Here is a 14,912-nt window from a genome sequence, read left to right as displayed (position 1 = left end):
AAACCACCAAAGGTTGACGACATGATTGTCCTGAAGGCCACACAAGACAAGGTTCTCGCCGTTCTGCAATCGGTTGCCGGCATCGTCGAGCGCCGCCACACGCTGCCCATCCTGGCCAATGTGCTGCTGCGCAAGACGGGCAATGCCATCCAGCTCACCACCAGCGACCTGGAGATCCAGATCCGCACCACGGCCGAGCTGGGCGGCGACACGGGCGACTTCACCACCACGGTGGGTGCACGCAAGCTCATCGACATCCTGAAGACCATGCCCTCCGACCAGACGGTGAGCCTGGAGTCCAACCAGTCCAAGCTGATCCTGAAGGGCGGCAAGAGCCGCTTCACACTGCAGACGCTGCCGGCCGAGGACTTCCCGCTGGTGCAGGAAGCCGCCAGCTTCGGCCCCGCCTTCAGCGTGCCGCAGAAGGTCCTGAAGAGCCTGCTGGGGCAGGTGTCGTTCGCCATGGCGGTGCAGGACATCCGCTATTACCTGAACGGCATCCTGTTCGTGGCCGAGGGCACGACGCTCTCGCTGGTCGCCACCGACGGCCACCGGCTGGCGTTCGCCAGCGCGCAGCTGGATGTGGAAGTGCCCAAGCAGGAGGTCATCCTGCCGCGCAAGACCGTGCTGGAGCTGCAGCGTCTGCTGTCGGACGCCGACGGCGCCATCGAGATGCAGTTCGCCAACAACCAGGCCAAGTTCAGCTTCGGCGGTATGGAGTTCGTCACCAAGCTGGTGGAGGGCAAGTTCCCCGACTACAACCGCGTGATTCCCAAGAACCACCACAACAGCGTGACCCTGGGCCGCGCCCCGCTGCTGGCCAGCCTGCAGCGCACGGCCATCATGACCAGCGACAAGTTCAAGGGCGTGCGCCTGAACATTGAACCCGGCCTGCTGCGTGTGGCGTCGAACAACGCCGAGCAGGAAGAGGCGGTAGACGAGCTGGACATCGACTACGGCGGCGACGCCATCGAGATCGGCTTCAACGTCAGCTACCTCATCGACGCCCTGGCCAACATGGGCCAGGACATGGTGAAGGTCGACCTGGCCGATGGCAACAGCTCCGCGTTGATGACCATCCCCGACAACGAGCACTTCAAGTACGTCGTGATGCCCATGCGCATCTGACATACTATTATTTTGATAGCTGCTGGCGCTTGATGGATGGGCGCTAGCGGCACATTTGATTCCTATAAGGCCGCCGGCACGCCGTGCCGGTGCGCCTGGACCGAAGGCAGCCCTTTCATGACCGCAGAGCAATCGCAGCCCGCCCCCGAACAGCCCATTTCCGCCCCGGCCGAGCAGCCCGTCGCATCGGTCGCCGGCAGCGACGGCTACGGCGAGGGCGCCATCCAGATCCTGGAGGGCCTGGAGGCCGTGCGCAAGCGTCCGGGCATGTACATCGGCGACACGTCCGACGGCACAGGCCTGCACCACCTGGTCTTCGAGGTGGTGGACAACTCCATCGACGAGGCCCTGGCCGGCCACTGCGACGACATCGTCGTCACCATCCACACCGACAACTCCATCAGCGTGGTGGACAACGGCCGCGGCATTCCCACCGGCGTGAAAATGGACGACAAGCACGAGCCCAAGCGCTCGGCCGCCGAGATCGCCCTGACCGAGCTGCACGCCGGCGGCAAGTTCAACCAGAACAGCTACAAGGTCTCGGGCGGCCTGCACGGCGTGGGCGTGTCCTGCGTGAACGCGCTGTCCAAGAAGCTGCGCCTCACCGTGCGCCGCGACGGGCAGACGCACCAGCTGGAGTTCTCCAAGGGCGTGGTGCAGAACCGTCTCATCGAGATCGTGGATGGCTTCGAGGTCTCGCCCATGAAGGTCATCGGCCCCTCGGAAAAGCGCGGCACCGAAGTGCGCTTCCTGCCCGACACCGAGATCTTCAAGGAGAACAGCGACTTCCACTACGAGATCCTGGCCAAGCGCCTGCGCGAACTGTCCTTCCTGAACAACGGCGTGCGCATCCGCCTGATCGACGAGCGCACCGGCAAGGAAGACGACTTCTCGGGCGCCGGCGGCGTCAAGGGCTTTGTGGAATTCATCAACGGCACCAAGAAGGTGCTGCACCCCACGGCCTTCCACGCCACGGGCGCGCGCCCGGCCGAGACCTACGGCGGCATCCCCGGCACCGAGATTGGCGTCGAAGTGGCCATGCAGTGGAACGACGGCTACAACGAGCAGGTCCTCTGTTTCACCAACAACATCCCGCAGCGTGACGGCGGCACCCACCTGACCGGCCTGCGCGCGGCGATGACGCGCGTGATCGGCAAGTACATCGAGCAGAACGAGCTGGCCAAGAAGGCCAAGGTCGAGGTCAGCGGCGACGACATGCGCGAAGGCCTGTGCTGCGTCCTGAGCGTGAAGGTGCCCGAGCCCAAGTTCAGCAGCCAGACCAAGGACAAGCTGGTCAGCTCCGAAGTGCGCGCGCCGGTCGAGGACATCGTCGCCAAGGCGCTCACCGACTATCTGGAAGAAAAACCGAACGACGCGAAGATCCTCTGCGGCAAGATCGTCGAGGCCGCCCGCGCCCGCGAGGCCGCGCGCAAGGCACGCGAGATGACACGCCGCAAAGGCGTGCTGGACGGCATGGGCCTGCCCGGCAAGCTGGCCGACTGCCAGGAAAAAGACCCGGCGCTGTGCGAGATCTACATCGTCGAGGGCGACTCCGCCGGCGGCTCCGCCAAGCAGGGGCGCGACCGCAAGTTCCAGGCCATCCTGCCGCTGCGCGGCAAGATCCTGAACGTGGAGAAGGCGCGCTACGAGAAGCTGCTGTCCAGCAACGAAATCGTCACCCTCATCACCGCCCTGGGCACCGGCATCGGCAAGGCCGCCGTGGAATCGGGCAAGAGCGGCGCTGACGACTTCGACGTGGCCAAGCTGCGTTACCACCGCATCATCATCATGACCGACGCGGACGTGGACGGCGCCCACATCCGCACGCTGCTGTTGACCTTCTTCTACCGCCAGATGCCCGAGCTGGTGGAGCGCGGCCACATCTACATCGCCCAGCCGCCGCTGTACAAGGTGAAGAACGGCAAGGAAGAGCTGTACCTGAAAGACGCCGCGGCGCTGGACACCTTCCTGCTGCGCGTGGCGCTGAACCACGCCAGCATCACCACCGGCGGCAACCAGCCCCGCACGCTGGCCGGCGACGAACTGGCCCAGCTGGCGCGCACGCACCAGCATGCCGAGCAGGTGATCGCGCGCCTGTCCGCCTTCATGGATGCCGAGGCGCTGCGCGCCGTGGCCGACGGCGTGGTCTTCAACCTGGACACCCTGCAGGACGCCGAGGCCAGCGCCGTGCAGCTGCAGGCCAAGCTGCGCGAGCTCAACACCAACGGCGTGCCCGCCGATGTGGCGGGCGAGATCGACCCGCGCACCGACAAGCCCATCCTGCGCATCAGCCGCCACCACCATGGCAACATCAAGAGCAGCCTGATCACGCAGGACTTCGTGGCCGGCGACGACTACGCCGCCCTGGCCCAGGCCGCCGAGAGCTTCCGCGGGCTGATCCAGGAAGGCGCCAAGGTCACGCGTGGCGAGGGCGAGAAGGCCAAGGAGGAAAAGGTGGGCGACTTCCGCCAGGCCATGGCCTGGCTGATCAGCGAAGCCGAGCGCACCACCAGCCGCCAGCGCTACAAGGGCCTGGGCGAGATGAACCCCGAGCAGCTGTGGGAAACCACCATGGACCCCGAGGTGCGCCGTCTCTTGCGCGTGCAGATCGACGACGCCATCGAAGCCGATCGCGTGTTCACCATGCTGATGGGCGACGAGGTTGAGCCGCGCCGCGACTTCATCGAGACCAACGCGCTGCGCGCGGGCAACATCGACGTCTGATTTGTGGGGTTTCGAGGCCTCAGGCCTTCTTACGCGATTGGATCGCTTTCAGGTACGCGGCCTGAAGTTCATCGAACACGGAGCGCGCCGGAGGTGCCGCGCCAAGATGGAGGTGACGCAGTTCGGCCATGAACGCGTCCCACAGCGCAGGCCCACCTTTTTCCAGGATTTCTGCGCGCACGGATAACTCCCTGCTCGGATGCGTGTGCCGCCGCCCCATGCAGCCATATGCGCAAGCAGCGGCACGAGCTGGATGGATGATTCCGTCAAACTGTAGATGCCCTTCTGCCGGTGATTCGGGTCGTTCTGCCGATCCAAGAGCCCAGTGGCCGTGAGCCGCTTCAACCTGTCCGCAAGAATGTTCGAAAGTCAAACTGCTTGCACAATGCAACCGCTCAAAGGCGGTGTCCATGTCGCTCACTCTCTACGGCCATCCATTTTCTTCGTACACACAGAAGGCGCTGATCGCGCTGTACGAGAACCATGTTCCCTTCGAGTTCCGATGCATCGACGCGGAGCACCCGCACAACGCGCAGGAGTGGCTGCGGCGCTGGCCGATGGCGAAGTTCCCGCTGCTAGTGGACGGCGATCGCGCGATCAGGGAAACAAGCATCATCATCGAATATCTGCAACTCACGCATCCCGGGCCCATCAGCCTGCTCCCTACGGACCCCATGGCCGCCCTGGAGGTGCGCTTTCTCGACCGGTTCTTCGACCTGCACGTGATGTCGCCGGTGCAAGGCGCGGTGATTGCCGCCCTCACCGGCGATGCGGGGCAGCGCGAGTACTTTCACACCCGGGCTCAAGAACTTCTCGAGCGTGCCTACGCGTGGCTCGAAGCACACCTCGCGGACAAGAAGTGGGCCGCCGGCACAACCTTTTCCCTCGCGGACTGCGCTGCCGGCCCTGCACTGTTCTACGCTGATTGGACGCATCCGATTTCGCTGTCACTGCCTCATGTTCGCGCCTACCGAGCTCGTCTGCTCGATCGCCCCTCGTTCGCCCGCGCAGTGCGCGAGGCAAGGCCCTATCGGCACTTATTTCCTCTGGGCGCGCCAGATCGCGATTGAGTTCAGACGACCAGGCCCGTCGCAGCCCTCACGGAAGGCGCAAATCCATACCGAGCATCCTGGAAAGGCCGAAGGTGAAGAGCAACACCGCCAGCAGCGCCAGCATGAAAACGGCAACGACCTTGCCGCTCGTGCGCAGCAGCGCGCGCCTGTCCGTTCCCTTGTTCCCCTGGTCGTAATGCCATTTGATGGCAAAGAACATGCACGTGCCGAAGACGAGCACCTTGAACGTGATGAAGACTACAGGGACCCAATCGATCATTTTTTGAGGAATTTCAGCGCTTGAGTTGTTATTGTCTACCGTGAAGAACACCACCGCTGCATGGCAGGTCATGGCTATCAAAAAGCAACCGGCAGCAATGCATCGGTTGCAGCCCTCCACACCATTGCGTTTTTAATGAACTTCTGCTGCACCAAAGCCGTTGGCAGTTATGACCGTCTTGACCATCCGCCCCGCCACCATTGACGACACCGATCTGATCTTGCACTTCGTGCGGGAACTGGCGATCTATGAAAAAGCGGAGCATGAGGCGCTGGCCACGCCCGCGCACGTGCACCGCACGCTGTTCTGCGCCAACCCCAAGGTGCACGGCCTGATCTGCGAGGCCGGCGGCACCGCCGTGGGCTTCGCGGTGTACTTCTTCAACTACTCCACCTGGCAGGGCCGCCACGGCCTGTATCTGGAAGACCTGTACGTCTCGCCAGAGCACCGCGGCAAGGGCGCAGGCATGGCGCTGCTGCGGCAACTGGCCCGCATCGCCGTGGACCACGACTGCGGACGCTTCGAGTGGAGCGTACTGGACTGGAACACACCGTCCATCGCGCTGTACGACAGCCTGGGCGCGCGCCCGCAGAGCGAATGGATCCGCTACCGCCTCACGGGCGACGAGCTGCATGCGCTGGCGGCGCAGGCCCGGCCGCTGGACCCGCAGCCCTGCACGCCCGCGCCATGAGATCCCCCATCGCCATCGTCGACGTGGACCGCGTCGACACCTGGACCCGCTACCGCGCGGGCCTGTGCGAGAGCTGCGCGGCCAACTGCTGCACCATGCCGCTGGAGGTGCAGCTGTCCGACCTGGTGCGCCTGGGCCTGGTGGACGCCTTCGAGGCCGAGCATGAAGAGCCCCGCCACATCGCCAAACGGCTGCAGAAGGCGCGGCTGATCGACCACTTCAACCACAAGAACACCCTCTTCACCCTGGCGCGGCGCGCCAATGGCGACTGCCAGTTCCTGGACGCCGCTACGCGCCTGTGCACGGTGTACGAGCAGCGGCCCGAGACCTGCCGCCTGCACCCGCAGAAGAAAAGCCCCAAGCCCGGCTACTGCGCCTACGGCGCGCGCGAGCGGCAGCGCCGCGGCTGACCACCACGCTGTAGGACGCGGCCCACGCCGCAAGCCAGCGGCCGCCCACCTGCGCCGCGCGCGCGGCGTGGTGTCATGGGCGTCTTTGCACACTGTGGAGGTTCCCATGTCCGAGAAGAAGGCCAGCGTTCACTGGGAAGGCGGCGGCAAGGCCGGCCAGGGCCAGATCAGCACCGAGACCGAAGCGCTGCAGAAGTACCCCTATGGCTTTGCCAGCCGCTTTGGCGACGACCGCAAGGGCACCAATCCCGAGGAAATCCTGGGCGCTGCGCATGCCGCCTGCTTCACGATGGCCTTCTCGTTCGCGGCGGACAAGGCCGGCTTCGCCACCGAGCGCGTCGACACCACGGCCAGCGTGCGTCTGACCCAGCAGGGCGAGGGTTTCCTCATCGACCGCATCGCGCTCACGCTGAAGGCCAAGGTGCCGGGTATGGACGAGGCCACCTTCCAGAAGCTGGCCGCCGACGCCAAGGCCAACTGCCCCTTGTCCAAGGCGCTGGCCGCGGTGCCGGAGATCACGCTCAGCGCCACGCTGGTGCAGTGAGCGGCGCTGCCGTGGACACCGCCACCGGCCGCCCGCACATCCGCGTCGGCATCGGCGGCTGGACCTTCGCGCCCTGGCGCGGCAGTTTCTACCCGCCGGGCCTGGCGCAGGCCAAGGAACTGCATTACGCCAGCCGCCAGCTCACGGCCATCGAGGTCAACGGCACGTTCTACAGCACCTTCCAGCCCGCCACCTTCGCCAAGTGGCACGACGAAACGCCCGACGGCTTCATGTTCTCGCTCAAGGCCCACCGGCTGGTGACGCACCGGCGGGTGCTGGCCACGGCGGGTGATGCGATCGCGCGCTTCGTGGACAGCGGCATTACGCAGTTGCAGGGCAAGCTCGGCCCCATCGTCTGGCAGTTCATGCCCAGCAAGCGGTTCGAGCCCGAGGACTTCGAGGCCTTCCTGGCGCTGCTGCCGCGCGAAGTGGATGGGCGCCGCCTGCGCCATGCGCTGGACGTGCGGCACGAGAGCTTTGCCACGCCGGCCTTCATCGCCCTGGCACGCCGCTACGGCTGCGTGCCGGTGTGCACGGACTCCGAGAAATTCCCCGCGATGGCCGACGCCGAGGCCGACTTTGCCTACCTGCGGCTGATGCGCAGCCAAGCCGACATCCCCACCGGCTACACGCCCGAGGCCATCGCGCAATGGGCCTCCGGTGTGCGCACCTGGACCGGCGGCGAGCGGCCGCGCGACGTATTCGTGTATTTCATCAACGGCGCCAAGGAGCGGGCACCGGCCGGCGCGCTGGAATTGCTGCGGCAGCTCGCCTGACGCCCAGCCGGAACGGCCGCTGCCGGCAAGCTCCTGTTTCCATAGCTGCCAGCGCTTGCTGGATAAGCGCTAGAGGCCGATTTGGCTTAAACCGTCTCGCGCTGCTCAAACCCTTGGGCGTCGCAGGCGGGCGCCTGCGCCACTTCCACACGCTCCACCCGCGCGGCGGGCGGGCCCTCGTGGGCCCAGTCGATCAGTGCCTGCACGGCCGGCGCGGCGCCGCTGGCCAGCGCTTCCACGGTGCCGTCCTGGCGGTTGCGCACCCAGCCCTGCACGCCCAGGCGGCGCGCGGCTTCGGTCATGGATTTGCGGTAGTACACGCCCTGCACCAGGCCGTGGATGCGCAGGTGGCGGGTGATGGAAGCAGCGGATTCAGCCATAAGCCCCGCACTGTAGCGCCCGCCGTGGCATGCTGCGCCGATGACCGCCCCGCGCAAGGCCCTGCCCGCGATCGACCCGCAGCGCTGCACCGGCTGCGGCTGGTGCGTGGGCGTGTGCCCGCCGCATGTGCTGTCGCTGCAGGTGCAGGGACCGGAGCGCTTCGGCCCCAAACGCTCGGTGCTGCATGACGCGCCGGGCTGCACCGGCTGCGCGCTGTGTGCGCTGCGCTGCCCGTTCGATGCGATCCGCATGGTGCGCAATTCCACGCAGTAGGGCGGCGCCTTCACGACGGCACAATCGAACAGGCATTCCTTCCCCTTCCAGATCGGCTTCCATGACTTGGCAACTCCCCTACCCCTCCGGCCGCCAGCCCGTGCTGGCGCGCAACGTGGTCTCTACCTCCCAGCCGCTGGCCGCGCAGGCCGGCGCGGCAGCGTTTGCGCGCGGCGGCAATGCGATCGACGCGGCCCTGGCCGCGGCCATCACGCTCACGGTGGTGGAGCCGGTGATGAACGGGATTGGCGGCGACGCCTTCGCGCTGGTGTGGGACGGCGCCGCGCTGCATGGCCTGAACGCCTCGGGCCGCGCGCCGCGCGCCTGGTCGGCCGAACGCTTCGCCCACCTGCCGCAAATGCCGCGCATCGGCTGGGACACGGTGACCACGCCCGGCGGCGTGGCGGGCTGGGTGGCACTGTCCGAGCGCTTTGGCGCCCTGCCCTTCGAGGACCTGTTCACCGACGCCATCCGCCATGCGCGCGACGGCTTTCCCGTCAGCCCGGTGATCGCGCGCCAGTGGGCGCAAGCGGCCATCGACCTCAAGGGCCAGCCAGGCTTCGAGGCCTTCACGCCCGGCGGACGCGCGCCGCAGGCGGGCGAGATCTGGCGCTTTGCCGACCAGGCGGACACGCTGGCGGACATCGCCCGCACGCGCGGCGCGTCGTTCTACCGCGGCCGGCTGGCGCAGGCCATGGCCGACTTCGCGCACCAGCACGGCGCCGGCCTAGCGCTGGAGGACCTGGCCGCGCACGCCGTGGAATGGGTGCAGCCCATCAGCGTGCCCTTTGGCGACCGCACGGTGCATGAGATCCCGCCCAACGGCCAGGGCATCGCCGCACTGATGGCGCTGGGCCTGCTGGAGCATCTGCCCTACCGCAGCACTGCAGCGGGCTCGGCCGCGCGCATGCACCTGGAGATCGAGGCCATGCGCGTGGCCTTTGCCGACCTGTACGCCCACGTGGCCGACCCGGCCCACATGCGCCTCACACCCGCGCAGCTGCTGGACCCGGCCTACCTGCGCCAGCGCGCCGCGCTCATCGACCCGCAGCGCGCCGGCCAGTACCCCGCCGGCCAGCCCGGCAGCGGCGGCACGGTGTACCTGTGCACGGCCGACAGCGAGGGGCGCATGGTGTCGTTCATTCAGTCCAATTTCAAGGGCTTCGGCTCGGGCGTGGTGGTGCCGGGCACGGGCATCGCGCTGCACAACCGCGGCATGGGCTTCGTCACCACGCCGGGCCACCCCAACCAGGTGGCGGGCGGCAAGCGGCCCATGCACAGCATCATCCCGGCCTTCGTCACACGCGGCGGACAGCCCCACATGGCCTTTGGCGTGATGGGCGGCAACATGCAGGCCCAGGGCCATGTGCAGATGGTGCTGCGCGAGGCCGTGGAGGGCCTGAACCCCCAGGCCTGCTCCGACGCGCCACGCTGGCGCATCAACGACGCGGGCGCGCTGACGCTGGAACACACCGTGCCCGCCGCCGTGGTCGACGGCCTGCGCGCGCTGGGGCACGACCCGCAGGTGGCCGCGCCCGGCAGCCTGGAATTCGGCAGCGCACAGATCATCCGCCGGCTGGAGGCCACGCCCGGCACCGGCTTCGCCTACGCCGCGGGCTCCGACCACCGGCGCGACGGCCAGGCCGTGGGCTGCTGATTCCCATCCCGAGGCATTCAAACCAAAACCGCCTCTAGCGCTTGTCCATCAAGCGCTGGCAGCTATCAAAACAAGAGTAAAGCACGCTGCACCGTCACCTGCGCTACACTGCACGCATGCTGTTCACACTGCTTTGCTCTGACCCACGCACCCCCGCCACCGGCGCGGCGCGGGCCTGTGCATCGGGCGTGAACGCACGAATGATTACCACCATGACCACCGCGGCGACCTAGCGCACGCGCAGGGTGGCCGCACCGGCGGCCCCCTGGTGTCTTCTTCCCCCTCCGAACGAAACCCAGCCCCGGCCGCTGGGTTTTTTTGTGGGCTTTTGCAGCCCGTGTTTGGAGAAAGACATGTTCGTAGAACCCCAGCTCAGCCCCTCGCCCGAGGTGCACGCCAGTGCGCGCCGCGCCCCGGCCCCGCCCCCTGCCCTGCGCGTGGGCATGATCGGCACCGGCACCGTGGGCAGCGGCGTGTGGCGGGTGCTGCGGCGCAACCAGGACCTCATCAACGCACGCGCCGGGCGCGCCATCGAGATCGTCGCGGTCGCCGCGCGCAACACCGCGCGTGCCGCTGCGGCGCTGGACGGCGCGCCCGGCGTGCGCCTGCTGACCGACCCGCTGCAACTGGCCGCCGACCCCGGCGTGGACGTGGTGCTGGAACTGGCCGGCGGCACGGGCGCCGCACGCGACTGGGTGCAGGCCGCGCTGGTGCATGGCAAGCATGTGGTGACCGCCAACAAGGCCCTGCTGGCCACGCACGGCGAGGCGCTGGCGCAAGCCGCCGCGCGCCATGGCCGGGTGCTGGCCTACGAAGCGGCCGTGGCCGGCAGCGTACCCGTGATCAAGGCACTGCGCGAAGGGCTGGCGGCCAACCGCATCACCGCGCTGGCAGGCGTGCTCAACGGCACCAGCAACTACATCCTCACGCGCATGCAGGCGGCGGGCCTCGGCTTTGCCGCCGCGCTCACCGAAGCCCAGGCACTGGGCTATGCCGAGGCCGATCCGGCCTTCGACGTGGACGGCACCGACGCCGCGCACAAGCTGGCGCTGCTGGCCGCCAACGCGTTCGGCATGCCGGTGCGGCTGGACGCCGTGCATGTCGAGGGCATCCGCGACCTGCAGCGGGGCGACGTGGCCGCGGCCGCGCAACTGGGCTACGCCGTCAAGCTGCTGGCCGTGGCCGAGCAGCAGGAGTGCGAGGGTCGCGTGGCCATCCAGCTACGCGTGCACCCGGCCCTGGTGCCCGCGCGGCACCCGCTGGCGCTGCTGGACGGCGCGACCAACGGGCTGCTGGTGCATAGCGACGCGGCCGGCAGCGCCTTCTTCAGCGGCGCGGGCGCCGGCGGCGAGCCCACGGCGAGCGCCGTGCTGGCGGACCTGATCGACCTGGCGCGCCTGCCGGCCGTTTCTTCCCCGGCACCCACGGGCCCTGGCGTGCCCACACTGGGCACCCACCGCCGCGCGGGCGACGCCCCCGCCGTACTGCCGATGGCCCCAGTGAAGACGCCGCACCTGCTGCGCCTGCTGCCCGGCGCGGCCCTGTGCGAAACGGCAGTGCTACGGGCGCTGGCCCGCGAGGGCGTCAGGGTGCGGCGCCGCACGTGGGCGGCGCCCGCCGCACCGGGCGGAGCGCCCGAGTTGCTGCTGCTCACCGCGCCGGCGCCCGATGCGCTGGCCGCACAGGCCACCGCGCGGTTGCAGGCGTACACGGGTGCGCAGGTGCGGCGGCTGCGCGTGGAGCTGTGCAGCGCTCCCACGAATGAACAATAGAAAAAGGTGCTAGCGCTTTACCATCAAACGCTGACAGCTACGTTTTTAATAGCTATTCCGAGTCCTTGAGCTTGCGATAGGTGCGGTCGGCGGGCGGTCCACGGTCGGTATCCTGCAGGCCGCGTTCCACGTCGCGGTGGGCCTGCTCGACCTCGGGATGGCGCTCGCCGCCGGTCATTGTGACGGACTGGTCCCGCTCGTGCGGCAGCTTGGGCGCGGCGGGGGTACCGGCGGCGCGTTCCTGCTGGGGCGGGGTCTGCAGGTCCACGCCCTGTTCGTGGACATCGGTGTGCTCGCCCGGCGACGGCGGCGCGGCGCCCGGGGCATTGGAAGGGGACGGGGTATCGCGATGGGATGGCATGGGGAACCTCTCGTTTGCCTGCAAGGCAGATCGCCCCATGCTAGGCAGGCCCCGCCCGGTTCCGCGTAGGCCGGGGGCGGACGACGGCATCAGCGTTGGGCGCACGGGCGACCACGCATCACCTGGGGGGCACGGCCAGGGGTGTATAGCCGGCCCTGAGCAGTGCCCAGCCCGCTTCGGCTAACATGCCTGGATGCATTTACAGTGGCACGCCCCGCAAAGCCGGCCCCGCGCCTGATCTCCCTTCCATGTCTTCCACAGAGTGGGCCGCCCAGGCCCTGCAATCGTTCGAGGCGGTGGTCCAATCCACGGCCGGCTTTCGCGTGCGCGAGGGCCAGCGGCGCATGGCCGAGCAGGTGGCCCAGACCTTCAGCCAGGCGCAGCTGGGCAAGCTGGAGGACGACGATGCCCTGCCCCAGCGCGCGATTGCCGTGGTGCAGGCCGGCACGGGCGTGGGCAAGTCGCTGGCCTACAGCGTGCCCGCGATCGCGATGGCGCTGGCGCGCGGCACGCGGGTGCTGATCTCCACCGCCACCGTGGCGCTGCAGGAGCAGCTGGTGCACAAGGACCTGCCGGCCCTGGCCGCACGCATGGAGCAACCCTTCCAGTTCGCGCTGGCCAAGGGGCGCGGGCGCTACGTGTGCAAGCTCAAGCTGGAGCGCCTGGCCGGCGGCGGCGCGGCCGGCCCGGGCGGTGACGGCGACCTGCCCGACGACGACCTGTTCGCCGACGAGGAAGCCGAGCAGCGCGGCAAGCGCCCGCGCCACGAGTCCGAGGCGCGCATGAAGTTCTACGCCAGCATGGCCGACGCGCTGGCGACCAGCGAATGGGACGGCGACCGCGACACGCTCGCTACGCCGCCCGAGCCCGAGGCCTGGAGTCCCGTGGCGGCCGAGGCCAGTTCCTGCACCGGCAAGCACTGCCCGGTGTTCAACCAGTGCACCTACTACGAGCGGCGCAAGCAGCTCGTGGCCGCGCAGGTCATCGTGGCCAACCACGACCTGCTGCTGTCGTCCCTGGGCGCGCGTCTGCTGCCCGAGCTGGACAACTGCCTGCTGGTGATCGACGAGGCCCACCACCTGCCCGCCACCGCGCTCGACCAGTTCGCCTGCGAGGCCGACCTCTCGCGCCTGACCTGGATCGACCGCCTGGCCAGCCGCGCGCTGCGCATCGGCCAGCTGGTGGAGGTCGAGGAAATTGCCGACATCCCCAATCACGCCGCGCGCCTGCGCGCCGCGCTGCAGGATGCCGCGCGCCTGGTGATGGACGTGTATGGCGAGCAACTGCGTGCGCCCGCGCCGGGGCGCCGCCAGTTCGCATCCAGCCTGCCCACGCGCGCCCGCGTGGCCGGCGGTGTGCTGCCCGAAGCGTTGGTGGAGCCCTTCAGCCAGGCCGCGCACCACGCCGAGGGCTTCCTGAACGCCCTGCGCGCCATTTCCAAGGCCCTGCGCAGCGAAATGCGCGACAAGCCCGACGAGGCGCGGCGCCTGTCGCAGCTGTATGCGCAGATCGGCGTGCTGGCGCCGCGGCTGGAGGCCGTGCACGCGGCCGCCCAGTTGCTGCTGCAGGACGCGCCCGAGGGCGCGGTGCCGGCCGCCAAGTGGTTCACGCTGGAGGTCGAGGGCGACTTCATCGTCGTGCGCGCGCATGCCAGCCCCGTGCTGCCGGGTAATACGTTGCGCAACCACCTGTGGTCCGCCGTGCGCGGCGCGGTGCTGACCTCGGCCACGCTCACCAGTTGCGGGCAGTTCGACTTCTTCCTGCGCGAATCGGGCCTGTTCGGCGACGAAGCCGTGACCACGCTGGCCGTGCCCAGCCCGTTCGACTACGCGCTGCAGGGCACGCTGGTGGCCACCGAGACCCGCGCCGAACCGCGCGATGCCCAGGCTTTCACTGCCGAGATGGTGGACGCGCTGCTGTCCGACCTGGCCCTGGTCGAGGCTGGCGCGCTGGTGCTGTTCACCTCGCGCGAGCAGATGCGCCAGGCCGTGGACATGCTGCCCACCGCCATGCGCAGCGCCGTGCTGGTGCAGAACACCCTGCCCCGCCCACAGCTGCTGGCCCGCCACCGCGAGCGCGTGGCCGAGGGCCAGCCCTCCATCATCTTCGGCATGCAATCCTTCGGCGAGGGGCTGGACCTGCCCGGCAGGCTGTGCGAATCGCTCTTCATCACCAAGCTGCCCTTTGCCCCGCCCGACGACCCCGTGGGGGAGGCCCGCGCCGAATGGCTGCGCGGCGCCGGTCGCGACCCGTTCAGCGAACTGGTGGTGCCCGCCACCGCCATCCGCCTGGCGCAGTGGGTGGGCCGCGCCATCCGCACCGAGGAAGACCGCGCGCACGTGTATTGCTACGACAAGCGCCTGGTGCGAACCGGCTACGGCCAGCGGCTGCTGCAGGGCTTGCCGCCGTTCACGCTGGCGCGCCGGGCCGCAGGGTGACCGATTGCTCCTATTGATATAGCTGGTGGCGCTTGCTGGATAAGCGCTGGAGCCCGATTGGACCATTAACCCCTTCCCGCATCGCCTGTCGGGCCACGTCCCACAGGCGGGCAGGCCCATCGCCGACGCCCGCGCTCTGCCGCGCTGCCTAGAGTGGACTGGACCGATCCCTCTGAAAGGCCCGCCATGAAGCGCACCAACGACAACTCGGGCGCCACCGACAAGGTGGCCAACGACCACAACCAGCAGGGGCACCAGCCCCCCACGGCCCTGAACCAGGCGCGTCGCACGCCCGATAGCCGCAGCGACCGCACGGACCAGGTGGGCAGCGGCAACCAGGCGCAGTCGCGCCGCGGCAGCAAGAACCAGGGCGGCGCGGGCTGAGCCCGGCCTGCAGGGCCCGCGTGGCCCGGCATCCGCACTTT

The 14,912-nt window shown here is 68.7% G+C and carries 16 protein-coding genes; 12 read left to right on the top strand and 4 right to left on the bottom strand.

Going from position 1 to position 14,912, the window contains the following annotated elements:
* Window positions 1-21: 21 nt before the first annotated feature.
* Both dnaN and gyrB read left to right on the top strand, forming a co-directional pair.
* Complete coding sequence (gene dnaN / locus BA022_RS15230; protein ID WP_011807220.1) at window positions 22-1,128, top strand: DNA polymerase III subunit beta; 1,107 nt, start codon at window positions 22-24, stop codon at window positions 1,126-1,128.
* A 117-nt stretch (window positions 1,129-1,245) separates the two neighbouring features.
* Window positions 1,246-3,852: a DNA topoisomerase (ATP-hydrolyzing) subunit B gene (gyrB, locus tag BA022_RS15225; protein ID WP_088888639.1), complete on the top strand. Its 2,607-nt coding sequence runs from the start codon at window positions 1,246-1,248 to the stop codon at window positions 3,850-3,852.
* Window positions 3,853-3,871: 19 nt separating this feature from the next.
* Here the strand turns inward: gyrB and BA022_RS15220 are convergent, their stop codons facing one another.
* On the bottom strand, window positions 3,872-4,264 hold the full coding sequence (locus BA022_RS15220) for a hypothetical protein (protein WP_424294737.1): 393 nt from the start codon (window positions 4,262-4,264) through the stop codon (window positions 3,872-3,874).
* On the opposite strand from BA022_RS15220, the gene BA022_RS15215 reads away from it, so the two are divergent.
* Window positions 4,263-4,922, top strand: a complete 660-nt coding sequence (locus BA022_RS15215) for a glutathione S-transferase family protein (RefSeq protein WP_088888007.1) — start codon at window positions 4,263-4,265, stop codon at window positions 4,920-4,922. The two genes, BA022_RS15220 and BA022_RS15215, sit on opposite strands and share 2 nt — an antisense overlap.
* A gap of 28 nt (window positions 4,923-4,950) precedes the next feature.
* Here BA022_RS15215 and BA022_RS15210 read toward each other — a convergent pair whose 3' ends face one another.
* Complete coding sequence (locus BA022_RS15210) at window positions 4,951-5,184, bottom strand: hypothetical protein (protein WP_047349214.1); 234 nt, start codon at window positions 5,182-5,184, stop codon at window positions 4,951-4,953.
* Between the two features lie 169 nt (window positions 5,185-5,353).
* On the opposite strand from BA022_RS15210, the gene BA022_RS15205 reads away from it, so the two are divergent.
* From BA022_RS15205 to BA022_RS15190, 4 genes are all read left to right on the top strand, one after another.
* Complete coding sequence (locus tag BA022_RS15205; protein ID WP_088888006.1) at window positions 5,354-5,875, top strand: GNAT family N-acetyltransferase; 522 nt, start codon at window positions 5,354-5,356, stop codon at window positions 5,873-5,875.
* Entirely contained in the window at window positions 5,872-6,285 is a 414-nt protein-coding gene (locus BA022_RS15200) for a YkgJ family cysteine cluster protein (protein ID WP_012655127.1), read from the top strand. Before BA022_RS15205 ends, BA022_RS15200 begins: the two co-directional genes overlap by 4 nt.
* A 106-nt stretch (window positions 6,286-6,391) precedes the next feature.
* Window positions 6,392-6,829 (top strand): OsmC family protein, encoded by a 438-nt coding sequence (locus BA022_RS15195; protein ID WP_011807225.1) that lies wholly within the window; start codon window positions 6,392-6,394, stop codon window positions 6,827-6,829.
* An 11-nt stretch (window positions 6,830-6,840) separates the two neighbouring features.
* The gene (locus BA022_RS15190; protein WP_088888638.1) at window positions 6,841-7,605 is read left to right on the top strand and encodes a DUF72 domain-containing protein; all 765 of its coding nucleotides are present in this window, start codon (window positions 6,841-6,843) and stop codon (window positions 7,603-7,605) included.
* Window positions 7,606-7,691: 86 nt separating this feature from the next.
* Here the strand turns inward: BA022_RS15190 and BA022_RS15185 are convergent, their stop codons facing one another.
* On the bottom strand, window positions 7,692-7,985 hold the full coding sequence (locus tag BA022_RS15185; RefSeq protein ID WP_012655129.1) for an acylphosphatase: 294 nt from the start codon (window positions 7,983-7,985) through the stop codon (window positions 7,692-7,694).
* Between the two features lie 40 nt (window positions 7,986-8,025).
* Between BA022_RS15185 and BA022_RS15180 the strand changes: the two genes are divergently transcribed.
* The 3 genes from BA022_RS15180 (at window position 8,026) to BA022_RS15170 (ending at window position 11,688) form a co-directional block, all read left to right on the top strand.
* Entirely contained in the window at window positions 8,026-8,259 is a 234-nt protein-coding gene (locus tag BA022_RS15180) for an ATP-binding protein (RefSeq protein WP_011807228.1), read from the top strand.
* A gap of 61 nt (window positions 8,260-8,320) precedes the next feature.
* Complete coding sequence (locus BA022_RS15175) at window positions 8,321-9,916, top strand: gamma-glutamyltransferase family protein (RefSeq protein WP_088888005.1); 1,596 nt, start codon at window positions 8,321-8,323, stop codon at window positions 9,914-9,916.
* A gap of 353 nt (window positions 9,917-10,269) precedes the next feature.
* Window positions 10,270-11,688: a homoserine dehydrogenase gene (locus BA022_RS15170; RefSeq protein ID WP_088888004.1), complete on the top strand. Its 1,419-nt coding sequence runs from the start codon at window positions 10,270-10,272 to the stop codon at window positions 11,686-11,688.
* A 52-nt stretch (window positions 11,689-11,740) separates the two neighbouring features.
* On the opposite strand, the gene BA022_RS15165 is transcribed toward BA022_RS15170, so the two are convergent.
* Window positions 11,741-12,049, bottom strand: a complete 309-nt coding sequence (locus tag BA022_RS15165; RefSeq protein WP_011807231.1) for a hypothetical protein — start codon at window positions 12,047-12,049, stop codon at window positions 11,741-11,743.
* A gap of 248 nt (window positions 12,050-12,297) precedes the next feature.
* Between BA022_RS15165 and dinG the strand changes: the two genes are divergently transcribed.
* Both dinG and BA022_RS15155 read left to right on the top strand, forming a co-directional pair.
* On the top strand, window positions 12,298-14,487 hold the full coding sequence (dinG, locus tag BA022_RS15160) for an ATP-dependent DNA helicase DinG (protein ID WP_088888003.1): 2,190 nt from the start codon (window positions 12,298-12,300) through the stop codon (window positions 14,485-14,487).
* 186 nt (window positions 14,488-14,673) lie between these two features.
* The gene (locus tag BA022_RS15155) at window positions 14,674-14,871 is read left to right on the top strand and encodes a hypothetical protein (RefSeq protein ID WP_011807233.1); all 198 of its coding nucleotides are present in this window, start codon (window positions 14,674-14,676) and stop codon (window positions 14,869-14,871) included.
* Window positions 14,872-14,912 lie beyond the last annotated feature (41 nt).

The organism is Diaphorobacter nitroreducens (genome assembly GCF_002214645.1).
Lineage (GTDB): Bacteria > Pseudomonadota > Gammaproteobacteria > Burkholderiales > Burkholderiaceae_C > Diaphorobacter > Diaphorobacter nitroreducens.
Note: the sequence above shows the minus strand (reverse complement) of the source record. Positions and strands in the feature narration are given on the sequence as shown.

What these genes read in the sequence shown, in the direction of transcription:
- dnaN (WP_011807220.1), top strand. Translation starts at nt 22, where the DNA reads ATGATTGTCCTGAAGGCCACACAAGACAAGGTTCTCGCCGTTCTGCAA.
- gyrB (WP_088888639.1), top strand. Translation starts at nt 1,246, where the DNA reads ATGACCGCAGAGCAATCGCAGCCCGCCCCCGAACAGCCCATTTCCGCC.
- BA022_RS15215 (WP_088888007.1), top strand. Translation starts at nt 4,263, where the DNA reads ATGTCGCTCACTCTCTACGGCCATCCATTTTCTTCGTACACACAGAAG.
- BA022_RS15220 (WP_424294737.1), bottom strand. Translation starts at nt 4,264, where the DNA reads ATGGACACCGCCTTTGAGCGGTTGCATTGTGCAAGCAGTTTGACTTTC.
- BA022_RS15210 (WP_047349214.1), bottom strand. Translation starts at nt 5,184, where the DNA reads ATGATCGATTGGGTCCCTGTAGTCTTCATCACGTTCAAGGTGCTCGTC.
- BA022_RS15205 (WP_088888006.1), top strand. Translation starts at nt 5,354, where the DNA reads ATGACCGTCTTGACCATCCGCCCCGCCACCATTGACGACACCGATCTG.
- BA022_RS15200 (WP_012655127.1), top strand. Translation starts at nt 5,872, where the DNA reads ATGAGATCCCCCATCGCCATCGTCGACGTGGACCGCGTCGACACCTGG.
- BA022_RS15195 (WP_011807225.1), top strand. Translation starts at nt 6,392, where the DNA reads ATGTCCGAGAAGAAGGCCAGCGTTCACTGGGAAGGCGGCGGCAAGGCC.
- BA022_RS15185 (WP_012655129.1), bottom strand. Translation starts at nt 7,985, where the DNA reads ATGGCTGAATCCGCTGCTTCCATCACCCGCCACCTGCGCATCCACGGC.
- BA022_RS15180 (WP_011807228.1), top strand. Translation starts at nt 8,026, where the DNA reads ATGACCGCCCCGCGCAAGGCCCTGCCCGCGATCGACCCGCAGCGCTGC.
- BA022_RS15175 (WP_088888005.1), top strand. Translation starts at nt 8,321, where the DNA reads ATGACTTGGCAACTCCCCTACCCCTCCGGCCGCCAGCCCGTGCTGGCG.
- BA022_RS15170 (WP_088888004.1), top strand. Translation starts at nt 10,270, where the DNA reads ATGTTCGTAGAACCCCAGCTCAGCCCCTCGCCCGAGGTGCACGCCAGT.
- BA022_RS15165 (WP_011807231.1), bottom strand. Translation starts at nt 12,049, where the DNA reads ATGCCATCCCATCGCGATACCCCGTCCCCTTCCAATGCCCCGGGCGCC.
- dinG (WP_088888003.1), top strand. Translation starts at nt 12,298, where the DNA reads ATGTCTTCCACAGAGTGGGCCGCCCAGGCCCTGCAATCGTTCGAGGCG.
- BA022_RS15155 (WP_011807233.1), top strand. Translation starts at nt 14,674, where the DNA reads ATGAAGCGCACCAACGACAACTCGGGCGCCACCGACAAGGTGGCCAAC.